We start from the raw sequence: 11,533 nt of genomic DNA on the forward strand, positions 1-11,533 counted from the left end.
GAGGGAAAGGTGAAAAGCACCGCGGGAGCGGAGTGAAAGAGAACCTGAAACCGTGCGCTTACAAGAAGTCAGAGCCCTATGACGCTTTCCTTCGGAAACGTCACGGGTGATGGCGTGCCTTTTGTAGAATGAACCGGCGAGTTGCGTTTGCGTGCAAGGTTAAGGCGGGGAGCCGAAGCCGGAGCGAAAGCGAGTCTGAAGAGGGCGAATAAGTACGCAGGCGCAGACCCGAAACCGGGTGATCTACCCCTGTCCAGGGTGAAGGTTCGGTAACACGGACTGGAGGCCCGAACCCACGAGCGTTGAAAAGCTCGGGGATGAGGTGGGGGTAGCGGAGAAATTCCAATCGAACCCGGAAATAGCTGGTTCTCCCCGAAATAGCTTTAGGGCTAGCCTCGGGTGTAGAGTAGCGGAGGTAGAGCACTGATAGGGTGCGGGGCCCGCCAAGGGTTACCAAGTCTTGTCAAACTCCGAATGCCGCATACTTGCTGCCCGGGAGTCAGACCATGAGTGCTAAGATCCATGGTCAAGAGGGAAACAGCCCAGATCATCAGCTAAGGCCCCCAAGTGCGTGTTAAGTGGGAAAGGATGTGGAGTTGCAAAGACAACCAGGATGTTGGCTTAGAAGCAGCCATCATTCAAAGAGTGCGTAATAGCTCACTGGTCGAGTGACTCTGCGCCGAAAATGTAACGGGGCTAAACACGCCGCCGAAGCTATGGGTACGCGCACGTTCGTGCGCTGCGGTAGGGGAGCGTCGGGTACGCGTTGAAGTCAGACCGGAAGGACTGGTGGAGTGTACTCGAGTGAGAATGCCGGTATGAGTAACGAAAAGATGGGTGAGAATCCCATCCGCCGAAAGCCTAAGGTTTCCTGAGGAAGGTTCGTCCGCTCAGGGTCAGTCGGGGCCTAAGGCGAGGCCGAAAGGCGTAGTCGAAGGACAACAGGTTGATATTCCTGTACCACCGTAAGCCGCTATGAGCGATGGGGTGACGCAGAAGGACAGTGACGCGGACTGCTGGAATAGTCCGTCCAAGCAGCGAGGCTGGTGTGCAGGCAAATCCGCACATCACAAGGCTGAGCTGTGACGGGGAGGGAAAGTTTTAGTACCGAAGGTCATGCGTTCTGGCTGCCGAGAAAAGCCTCTAGCCAGGCGAAGGTGCCCGTACCGCAAACCGACACAGGTAGGCAAGCAGAGCATGCTGAGGCGCGCGGAAGAACTCTCGTTAAGGAACTCGGCAAAATGACCCCGTAACTTCGGGAGAAGGGGTGCCCCGGTAGGGTGAATAGCCCGAGGGGGCCGCAGTGAAAAGGCCCAAGCGACTGTTTAGCAAAAACACAGGTCTGTGCGAAGCCGCAAGGCGAAGTATACGGGCTGACGCCTGCCCGGTGCTGGAAGGTTAAGGGGAGCGGTCAGGTTTAGGCCGAAGCTGTGAACCGAAGCCCCAGTAAACGGCGGCCGTAACTATAACGGTCCTAAGGTAGCGAAATTCCTTGTCGGGTAAATTCCGACCCGCACGAATGGCGTAACGACTTGGGCGCTGTCTCAACGAGAGATCCGGTGAAATTTTAGTACCTGTGAAGATGCAGGTTACCCGCGACAAGACGGAAAGACCCCATGGAGCTTTACTGCAGCTTGATATTGGACTTTGGTACGGTCTGTACAGGATAGGTGGGAGCCTGGGAAGCCGGGGCGCCAGCTTCGGTGGAGGCGCCGTTGGGATACCACCCTGATCGTATCGAAGTTCTAACCTGGCGCCGTGATCCGGTGCGGGGACCGTGTCAGGCGGGCAGTTTGACTGGGGCGGTCGCCTCCCAAAGCGTAACGGAGGCGCCCAAAGGTTCCCTCAGAATGGTTGGAAATCATTCGGAGCGTGTAAAGGCAGAAGGGAGCTTGACTGCGAGACTGACAAGTCGAGCAGGGACGAAAGTCGGGCTTAGTGATCCGGTGGTACCGAATGGAAGGGCCATCGCTCAACGGATAAAAGCTACCCTGGGGATAACAGGCTTATCTCCCCCAAGAGTCCACATCGACGGGGAGGTTTGGCACCTCGATGTCGGCTCATCGCATCCTGGGGCTGAAGTAGGTCCCAAGGGTTGGGCTGTTCGCCCATTAAAGCGGTACGCGAGCTGGGTTCAGAACGTCGTGAGACAGTTCGGTCCCTATCTGTCGCGGGCGCAGGAAATTTGAGAGGAGCTGTCCTTAGTACGAGAGGACCGGGATGGACGTACCGCTGGTGTACCAGTTGTTCCGCCAGGAGCACCGCTGGGTAGCCAAGTACGGACGGGATAAGCGCTGAAAGCATCTAAGCGCGAAGCCCCCCTCAAGATGAGATTTCCCACTGTAAAGGTAAGACCCCTGGAAGATGACCAGGTTGATAGGTTCGAGGTGGAAGCGCGGCAACGCGTGAAGCTGACGAATACTAATCGGTCGAGGGCTTATCCTAAATTTACCCCACAAAGTGACGATTCGCTTTGAAGCGTAGTCCGATTACTTTGCGGGGGCCCCGGAAACGGGTTCAGCTTGAAGCACACGCATTCGCATCCGGTTTTCAGGGTGCAAGACACTCTGAACTTCATGACGCGGGGTGGAGCAGTCCGGTAGCTCGTCGGGCTCATAACCCGAAGGCCGCAGGTTCAAATCCTGCCCCCGCAACCAATTAAACAACTAATGCGGTTGTGGTGGAATTGGCAGACACGCTATCTTGAGGGGGTAGTGGGCTTCGCCCGTGGAGGTTCGAGTCCTCTCAACCGCACCATAACATCCAGACGCGGTCGTGGCGGAATTGGCAGACGCGCTAGATTCAGGTTCTAGTGGTAGCAATACCGTGGAGGTTCAAGTCCTCTCGACCGCACCATACGCACAACATATCCTTCCGATTCGGAAGGTTTTTTTGTTTCAGTCTTCCCGGAGAAGGAAATCGGTTTTGTGCACTATTTAAATCCGGTTTGGCTTGATATATTTCGGATTAGAATTTGCTGTTTTACAATTTTCAACTGATATGATTGCGGGAACAGGAGGCAAGCGCGTGAACATCCCCGACTATTTTTTGCGGCGTCCGGCATTGCGCGATGAAGATTTCGTTCATTTCGAGCGACTGTATAGGCTGATGACGGAGCAAGAGGGCACCCCGGAGTTGACGTATGATCTCTCTGCGCCTAAGTGGATGTTCCTCAGCTGGCTGTGCGAAACGAAAAACATTGTGCTTCACGGGTCAGCCAATCCCGCCATTGCCGAATTTGAACCGCGCCAATCGAACGACGTCAACGAATTCGGCAACAGACGCGCCGTGTATGCGGCATCGGACGGGATCTGGCCCATTTATTTTGCCATCGTGGACCGGGAACGCGTCACCTCGCTGCTGAACGGCTGTTTCCGCATTCCGGATGATGAGGACGGCGGGTATGCATACTACTACTATTTCTCCGTCGACCAGGATGCGCTGCCCCATTTCCCGTGGAAGAACGGCATGATCTATCTGTTGCCTCGCGATTCGTTCGAACAGCAGGCGCCGATCGAGTTCGACGGAACGCTAGTTGAAATGACGCAATGGGCGAGTCCGGTTGCCGTCAGACCGATTGCCAAATTGGTCGTAGAGCCGGATGATTTTCCTTTCCTTTGCCAAGTGGAAGGTCATGACCCCGCGCTTGTTGCCGAGCGGGCAAAACGGGACCCGGACGGGTTTCCGTGGCGGACGCCGTGATTCCGCCGCGCCTCCGTTCTGAAGCGAGAGTACGGGAGAGCATTCGCCGGGAGCTTGTGCGGACGGAACAGCAGGGAACCGCAGAAACGGTCTTGACCCGGAACGGCTGGTTGCGTATAATCTAATAGTGCCCCTGAAAACGGGGAAGATGCATCAGGGTCGTTTGACCATCGATTGACAAGCGGACGTGGCTCAGCGGTAGAGCATCGCCTTGCCAAGGCGAGGGTCGCGGGTTCGATTCCCGTCGTCCGCTCCATCTCACGTGCCCATAGCTCAGCCGGATAGAGCGTTTGACTACGAATCAAAAGGTCGGGAGTTCGAATCTCTCTGGGCACGCCATTTTTATTTCATCGGGACGTAGCTCAGCTTGGTAGAGCACCTGGTTTGGGACCAGGGGGTCGCATGTTCGAATCGTGTCGTCCCGACCATTGTGAATCAGCGGGAAGACCCGCTTTCATATGCAAACACAGAAAGCCTTGGGATCGCCAAGGCTTTTCTTATTGCCGCGGAGAGTGTACCGCCGTCAGACTCGCGAGATGTCGGGCCATGATGCCGCGGATTGCGTCATCGTTGACCGCCTGATTGTTCGAAACGGCGTGCAGGGCAAGACCGTCAATCAGTGCGTGCAATCGCCGCGCTTCCAGATCCAAATCGATGTCCGGCGGCAGCAGGCCGTACTGGTTCATGGCGGCAAGCATTTTGCGGAACAGATTGTACAGCTGTTCATGCGTCTCGGCGGCCAATGCGCCGAGTCCGGCATTGGTAAGCGCCTTGCCCATGAAGGCAAGCCAGATGACCGCTTCGGTCTGCCGCTCCTCATCCAGCGGCAGCGTCTGTTCGATGACCGTCGCCGCATCGGCGCGGATGTCGCCGGTAAGCGGCATTTTCTCGATTCGTTCCCGGATCCGCTCGCCGACCCTGCGGAGTGCATAGGCCAGCAGATCGTCCTGGCTGGTGAAATAATGGCGGAGCGAACCGAGCGAAACGCCGGCTTCTCTGGCGACATTGCGCACGGAGGCCGCTTCCAGCCCGTCGCGCCGGATTACGCGCCATGCCGCATCCGCAAGCTGACGGCGGCGGACTTCATGATCGACAACTTTAGGCATATGCCCATTATAGCCGCATTGATTTCACCGTACAACCGTGTTAAAATACGTTCTGTTTTAGTACGTTTGTATTAAATTGAGACAATAACAACCGGAAAGGAGCGGGTATTATGATCGCGGCCATGATCATTGCCTGTGAGATCGGATTTTGGCTGTTCGTATTGGCCGGTCTGGCCTGCCGATATCTAATCGGGATGCGCCGTCTGGGAGGCGTGCTTCTGGCGAGTACGATCCTGGTGGACGTGGCGCTGCTCATTTTTACGACGATAGATATTCGGAACGGAGCCACGGCCGGGTTCTTCCACGGTCTCGCGGCGGTGTATATCGGCGTTTCGATCGTCTTCGGGAAACAGATGATCCGGTGGGCGGACGGCAAATTCGCCCACCGGTTCGCCGGGGGACCCGCACCTGCTCCGAAACCGAAGTACGGAGCGGCACACGCGCGGTATGAACGGATCATGTGGTTGAAACATCTGCTGGCATGGATGATCGGGAGCGCCATCCTGATCGGGCTGGTGCTGTACATCGACAATATCGACAGAAGCCGGGAACTCTTGAACATGATCGGCAAATGGGCGATCGTGCTGGCCATTGATTTTCTGATCAGTTTCAGTTACACGATCTGGCCGCGCAAGGAAAAAACGGTGAACGGGTAATCCGGCACGCCTCACCCGATCCGCAGCCACTGCAAATGGGCTGCGCCGCTCAGCCGGATCCACAGGCTGCGGCGGCCTTCCGGCAGCGCGAGCGCCCCGCGGCACGTCTTCCATTCCTGCCGGCCCCCCGGGGGGACAGGACAGCTTCCGGCAACGGCGCCGTCCGGACTGTCGATCCGGATCTCCGCCTCGGCGCCGTCCGCGCTCCAGGCGCGCAGTTCGATGAACGTGACGCCGGGCGGAACCGCAACATCGTCGAAGCGGATCCAGCCCCCGTCCGACACAGCCGCGCTGTCGCCGCCCTCCGAACATTCGTCGATGAAGATGCCGGCATAGCCGTCGCAGTCGACCGCGCGCGTCACTTGCCGCAGATCGCGGGGCGGCACAACCTCGCCGTTGACGTTCAGACTGCCTGCCAGGCGGATATCGGCCGATGATGCGCCGACCATGATCCGGCAGACGCCCCGTTCGAGGCACCAGCAGGATCGCGTGATGTCCCAGAAGCGAAGATCGTCCGAAGACAGTTCGAACGTCACCCGCTTCGATTCGCCAGGCGCAAGGCCGATCCGCGCAAATCCGGCGAGTTGCCGAAGCGGCCGCTGCACGCGGGAATCTTCGCACCGGATGTAGAGCTGCGGCACTTCTTCCCCATAGACATCCGACACGTTCGTGACCGTGAAGCCGATCTTTACACGCTCGCCGTACCCGATGGCATCGGCGCTTATCGTCAGATCGGCATATTCGAACCGCGAATAAGACAGGCCATATCCGAACGGATAGAGCGGCTCGCCGTCGAAATAGAGGTACGTCCGCTTGCCCTGAATGATGTCATAATCCATGAAATCCGGCAGCTGATCGGCAGAGCGGTACCACGTCATGTTCAGCCTGCCGGCCGGATTGAACCGACCGAACAGCGTGCCGGCAACCGCCCGGCCGAGTTCCTGGCCGGCATGCGCCAGATAGAGAATGGCGGGGGCGTGTTCGGCCGTCCAACCGAGGGCAAACGGATAGCTGCCGATGACGACGACGATCGTATTCGGGTTCACGGCGAGCACCTCGCGGATCAACCGCTCTTGCGGTCCCGGCAGCGCGATATCCGGCCGGTCGACCGTCTCCTTGCCGTTGATCAGCGGGTGGTTGCCGACGAAGACGACAGCCGCGTCGGCCTGGCGCGCCGCCTCCGCCGCTTCCCGCAAGCCGTCCGCTGCGATTTCCAACGCGAACCGCTCGCATTCCGCGCTGCCGGATACGCCCTGCACCTCCGCGGCGCCGGCGACATTGACCACGTTCGCCGTCTCGCCGGCGTCGCCGGTGCCGGCGAACAGCATGCCGTCCGGGCCGACGCGCACCGGCTGGCCGTTCCACGTCCGGATCCTTACGCAGTCCTCATCCGACCGATCCAGTTGAAAAACTTCCTTCGTGAACCATCCCCAGATATCGTCCGCCGAAGCGAGCACGCGCCGGTCATCCGTCGTCAGAAATTTGCCGTTTCGATCCGCCGTAAGCGTCGCGCTGTCCCAGCCCCAGTCGGTCAGCTCGAACACGTCGGCGTCCTCCGCGCGTTCGGCGTCCGCTGCAAGCGGCGCGTCTTCTCCTTCGGCAATCCGCACATACCGGCCCGTCGTACTCGACTTCAGCCGCACCCGGGTTGTGCCTTTCGCATGGATGACCCGGTCTCCGGCATCCACCGCGCCAGCCGGTCCATGCGGCTGCACACGGCCCGCCAGCGCTTCGACGATGCCGGCGAGCGGCGTCACCGCGTAGGGAAGGGTGCCGCTGTACCAGTCCCGGTACACGACATCGGCCAGGGGGCCGATGACCGCGATCTTGCGGATCCGATCGGCGGACAGCGGCAGCACGCCGTCGTTCTTGAGCAGGACGATGCTCTTGCGGGCCGCTTCCAGCGACAACGCCTCGTGCTCGGGCCGCATCATGTGCGATTCGCCGATTTCGGCATACGGATTCCGGTCGTCCGGATCGAACTCGCCGAGCCGGAAGCGGACGCGGAACGTATTGCGCAGCGCGACATCGAGATCGTTCTCGGTGAGCAGCCCCATCTCCAGCGCTTCGCGGATCGCTTGTTTAACCACTTTCGCGTCATCCGTGATACTGTCGATGCCGGCCCTGATTGACGCTGCAACCGCAGCAGGCAGCGACGCCATGTATCCGTGGTCGCGCACCGTGCCGGTGACGTCGAACGCGTCGCTGACGACGAAGCCGTTCATGCCCCATTCCTGCTTGACGACGGAAGTGATCATCGGCAACAGATTGGCGGGCACGCCGTTCACCGCATTGTACGCCGTCATCATCGAGAGCGCGCCGCCTTCTTTGAACGCCGTCTCGAACACTTTCAGATAGTACTCCCGCATGTTGCGCGGATCGATGCTGACCGACTTGTCGCCGCGGCCGGCTTCATTGTTGTTGCCGAGAAAATGCTTCAGCGTCGCGACCGCTTTCAGATAAAACGGGTGATCGCCCTGGATTCCCCTGATGAGCGCCGACGCCAGTTTGCCGACGAGAAAAGGATCCTCGCCATAGGCCTCCTCTGTGCGTCCCCAGCGCGGGTCGCGCTCGAGATCGACCGTCGGCGCCCACAGCGTGAGCCCGTTGACCGCCGGGTTGCGCCGGTACCAGACGCGCGCCTCGTCGCCGATGACGCTGCCGACGCGGCGCAGCAGATCGGCGTCCCACGTGCAAGCGAGACCAATCGGCTGCGGGAATGTCGTCGCCGGCCCAAGCCAGGCGATGCCGTGCGCCGCTTCGGTGCCGTGCTTGTACGGCGCGATGCCGAGGCGGGGCACCGCGTCCTGGTACTGAGCCATCAGATTGATTTTCTCTTCCGTCGTCAGTCTCCCGATCAGATCGTTCACCCTCGTCTCGAGCGGAAGATCCGGATCGCGGAACGGATATTGCCATTGTTCGGCCATGCATGCGGCTCCTTTCGCGGGCGGGCCGAAGCCCGCATCTTTGAATGCGCTGTCACAGTAAACGGCATTGTAGCACTCCGCGGGCCGGCCGACTACCGCAACAATCCGCACAAAAATCCGGGCAAAATGCGGCATCGGCCGCTAATGCAGCCGACGGAACTGTTCCGGTGTCATCCCGACATGCCGGCGGAACGTGGCGATGAAATGGCTGGCGTCCCGAAACCCGACCCGCTCCGCAACTTCCCGGACGGAGAGGGGGGACGAGCTGGTCAGCATTTCCTTCGCCTTGCGCAGCCGAAGCTGGATGAAATAGGCATAGGGCGACTGGCCGAACGTCTCGCGGAACAGCCCGTTCACCCGGCGGCTCGACAGATTGAGGACGCCGGCGATCTGATCCATGCCGACGGAAGGATCGGAGCAGCGGCTTTCCATCCATTCGATGACCGTCCGCAGCTGCTCGAGCCGGTCCGGATCGCCGTTTTTCCGTCCGGGCTGCGACGTCGGGTAGCGGGTCATGGCAAGCAGAAAATGATACGCCGACGTCGAAGCTTCAATGCCGAACACGTCGCCGCCCTGCTCCAGCCGTTCCAACATCTGCTCGATCAGCCGTCCCGCGGCGGCATCGGCGGGCCACTGGAAGAACGTCGACTGATGAACGCCCGCAGCTGCGAGGATGCTGTCCGCCGCCGCGCCGCCGAATGTCAGATACGCCGTCTCCCAGCGGCCTTCTTCCGCTTCATAGGTGTGAGCGACGCTGGGGAAGAGCAGGATGCCCGAGCCGGAAGGGAGCGGATGCGATCGGCCTTCGACCGCTATCCGGCCTCTGCCGGACATCGTCTGCAGCCAATGGTAGTAAGGGTAGCCGTCCGGCCGCACAATCCGCTCCTGATCCGGATTGAGGCCGACGCTCTCGACGGCGAGCGGCAGCCGCCCGAGCTGCTCGAAAGGCATCACAACGCGCCGATGCACCAGCAAGGGTCTGCACCATCCTTATATTTCCGTTTTCTTATATCTGAAATCCATAATATTATATTTAACGTGAATTTAATAGCGTTTACAATGATATCAAATCTTATATTGATGGGAGGATTCTGCACCATGCTGAGCCATAAGCTCCCCAAGATTTGGTATGGCGGCGACTACAATCCGGAGCAATGGGACGATCCGCACGTGTGGAGCGAAGACATCCGCATGTTCAAGCTGGCGGGCATTGATGTGGCGACGTTGAACGTCTTCTCTTGGGCACTCAACCAACCGGACGAGGAGACGTACAATTTTGATCACTTGGACGCGACGATCAACCGGCTGTACGAGAACGGCATCTATACGTGCCTTGCGACCAGCACGGGCGCGCATCCCGCCTGGATGGCGAAGAAATACCCGGACGTGCTGCGCGTCGACTATCATGGCCGCAAACGCAAGTTCGGCGGCCGTCACAATTCGTGTCCGAACAGTCCGACGTACCGCAAATTCTCCGCGCTTATGGCCGAGAAGCTGGCCGAACGGTACAAAGATCATCCGGCCGTCATCATGTGGCACGTCTCGAACGAATACGGCGGCTACTGCTATTGCGAACGGTGCGAAGCCGCGTTCCGCGAATGGCTGAAGCGGCGCTACGGCACGCTTGAAAACGTCAACAGGGCGTGGAACACCCGCTTCTGGGGCCATACGTTCTACGATTGGGACGAGATCGTGGCGCCGAACGAGCTGAGCGAGGAGTGGGCCGGCAACCGGACGAACTTCCAGGGCATCTCGCTCGATTACCGGCGGTTCCAGTCCGACAGCCTGCTCGAATGCTACAAGCTGGAATATGACGCGATCAAAAAACATACCCCGCACATCCCCGTCACAACGAACTTGATGGGCACCTATCCCGAGCTGGACTATTTCGCCTGGGCCAAGCATCTGGATGTCGTCTCCTGGGACAACTATCCGGCGCTCGACACGCCGTTCAGCTACACGGCAATGGTGCACGATCTGATGCGCGGGCTGAAGAGCGGCCAGCCGTTCATGCTGATGGAGCAGACGCCTAGCCAGCAGAACTGGCAGCCGTACAACTCGCTGAAGCGGCCGGGCGTGATGCGGCTGTGGAGCTACCAGGCGGTCGCGCGCGGAGCGGATACGGTCATGTTCTTCCAGCTTCGACGTTCGATCGGGGCTTGCGAGAAATTCCACGGCGCCGTCATCGAACACGTCGGCCATGAACATACGCGGGTGTTCCGCGAAGTGGCGGAGCTCGGCGGCGAGCTGAAGCAGCTCGGCGACCGGATTCTTGACGCGCGCGTCGAAGCGAAGGTCGCGATCGTGTTCGACTGGGAGAACCGGTGGGCGATCAGCCTGTCGAGCGGCCCGACGATCGCGCTCGATTACGTCAAGGAAGTGCACAAATATTACGACGCGCTGTTCAAGCAGAATATCCAGGTCGACATGATCGGCGTGGACGAGCCGCTCGACAAGTACGACATCGTCATCGCGCCGGTGCTCTACATGGTGAAGCCGGGCTATGCGGCGAAACTCGAAGCGTTCGTCGAGCGGGGCGGCACGTTCGTCACGACGTTCTTCAGCGGCATCGTTGACGAGCGCGACATCGTGCGGACCGGCGGCTATCCGGGCGAACTGCGGCGCATGCTCGGCATCTGGGCGGAGGAGATCGACGCGCTGTTCCCGGACCGGCGGAACCGGATCGTCATGACGAAACCGCACGGCGCGCTTGAAGGGGAATACGAGTGCGGTCTGCTCTGCGACCTGATCCATCTCGAAGGCGCGGAAGCGATTGCCGTCTACGGCGACGATTTCTACGCCGGCATGCCGGTCGTGACGGTGAACCGGTTCGGCGCCGGACAGGCGTGGTACGTCGCTTCCAGCCCGGACGCGGCGTTCCTCGAAGGGTTCCTCGGCAAGCTGTGCGCGGACAAGAACATCCGGCCGCTGGTCCGAAAAGCGCCGGAAGGCGTGGAAAGCTCGCGGCGGGTGAAGGACGGCCGCGGCGTGCTGTTCCTCCTGAACCACAATGCCGATATGAAAGAAGTAGAACTGCATGAAGGACGTTACAGAGATCTGCTGAGCGGCGAGACGGTGGAAGGACGGACGGCCGTGCCGGGCAGAGGCGTGCGGCTGCTGGAAGAGGCGTGAGCGAAAGGCC

Annotated in this window: 6 protein-coding genes, 6 tRNA genes and 1 rRNA gene (1 of these 13 cut by a window edge); 10 read left to right on the forward strand and 3 right to left on the reverse strand. The window is 59.9% G+C overall.

The genetic code is table 11. From position 1 onward, the window contains the following. From THECO_RS07445 to THECO_RS07480, 8 genes are all read left to right on the forward strand, one after another. Positions 1-2,445: ribosomal RNA gene (locus THECO_RS07445) — 23S ribosomal RNA — on the forward strand; it begins 512 nt to the left of the window's first position. A 135-nt stretch (positions 2,446-2,580) separates the two neighbouring features. Further along, positions 2,581-2,657 (forward strand) — tRNA-Met (locus THECO_RS07450). A 14-nt stretch (positions 2,658-2,671) separates the two neighbouring features. Beyond that, positions 2,672-2,757, forward strand: a tRNA-Leu gene (locus THECO_RS07455). A gap of 12 nt (positions 2,758-2,769) precedes the next feature. Next, positions 2,770-2,856, forward strand: a tRNA-Leu gene (locus THECO_RS07460). Positions 2,857-3,027: 171 nt separating this feature from the next. Beyond that, positions 3,028-3,702: a hypothetical protein gene (locus tag THECO_RS07465; RefSeq protein WP_015254425.1), complete on the forward strand. Its 675-nt coding sequence runs from the start codon at positions 3,028-3,030 to the stop codon at positions 3,700-3,702. A 181-nt stretch (positions 3,703-3,883) separates the two neighbouring features. Next, a tRNA-Gly gene (locus THECO_RS07470) sits at positions 3,884-3,958 on the forward strand. Positions 3,959-3,964: 6 nt separating this feature from the next. Beyond that, positions 3,965-4,041, forward strand: a tRNA-Arg gene (locus tag THECO_RS07475). A gap of 12 nt (positions 4,042-4,053) precedes the next feature. After that, a tRNA-Pro gene (locus THECO_RS07480) sits at positions 4,054-4,130 on the forward strand. Positions 4,131-4,199: 69 nt separating this feature from the next. Here the strand turns inward: THECO_RS07480 and THECO_RS07485 are convergent. Next, positions 4,200-4,808, reverse strand: coding sequence for a TetR/AcrR family transcriptional regulator (locus THECO_RS07485; protein WP_015254426.1), 609 nt, complete (start codon positions 4,806-4,808; stop codon positions 4,200-4,202). Positions 4,809-4,918: 110 nt separating this feature from the next. Between THECO_RS07485 and THECO_RS07490 the strand changes: the two genes are divergently transcribed. Continuing rightward, positions 4,919-5,464 carry a hypothetical protein gene (locus THECO_RS07490; RefSeq protein WP_015254427.1) on the forward strand — a complete coding sequence of 182 codons (546 nt, stop codon included), beginning with the start codon at positions 4,919-4,921 and terminating at the stop codon, positions 5,462-5,464. A gap of 11 nt (positions 5,465-5,475) precedes the next feature. On the opposite strand, the gene THECO_RS07495 is transcribed toward THECO_RS07490, so the two are convergent. Both THECO_RS07495 and THECO_RS07500 read right to left on the reverse strand, forming a co-directional pair. Next, entirely contained in the window at positions 5,476-8,391 is a 2,916-nt protein-coding gene (locus THECO_RS07495; protein ID WP_015254428.1) for a glycoside hydrolase family 3 protein, read from the reverse strand. Positions 8,392-8,532: 141 nt separating this feature from the next. After that, complete coding sequence (locus THECO_RS07500; protein ID WP_232427789.1) at positions 8,533-9,360, reverse strand: AraC family transcriptional regulator; 828 nt, start codon at positions 9,358-9,360, stop codon at positions 8,533-8,535. 129 nt (positions 9,361-9,489) lie between these two features. On the opposite strand from THECO_RS07500, the gene THECO_RS07505 reads away from it, so the two are divergent. After that, positions 9,490-11,523: a beta-galactosidase gene (locus tag THECO_RS07505; protein ID WP_015254430.1), complete on the forward strand. Its 2,034-nt coding sequence runs from the start codon at positions 9,490-9,492 to the stop codon at positions 11,521-11,523. The last annotated feature ends 10 nt before the right edge of the window (positions 11,524-11,533 follow it).

Source organism: Thermobacillus composti KWC4 (assembly GCF_000227705.2).
Taxonomy (GTDB): domain Bacteria; phylum Bacillota; class Bacilli; order Paenibacillales; family Paenibacillaceae; genus Thermobacillus; species Thermobacillus xylanilyticus.

What these genes read in the sequence shown, in the direction of transcription:
- THECO_RS07485 (WP_015254426.1), bottom strand. Translation starts at nt 4,808, where the DNA reads ATGCCTAAAGTTGTCGATCATGAAGTCCGCCGCCGTCAGCTTGCGGAT.
- THECO_RS07490 (WP_015254427.1), top strand. Translation starts at nt 4,919, where the DNA reads ATGATCGCGGCCATGATCATTGCCTGTGAGATCGGATTTTGGCTGTTC.
- THECO_RS07505 (WP_015254430.1), top strand. Translation starts at nt 9,490, where the DNA reads ATGCTGAGCCATAAGCTCCCCAAGATTTGGTATGGCGGCGACTACAAT.
- THECO_RS07495 (WP_015254428.1), bottom strand. Translation starts at nt 8,391, where the DNA reads ATGGCCGAACAATGGCAATATCCGTTCCGCGATCCGGATCTTCCGCTC.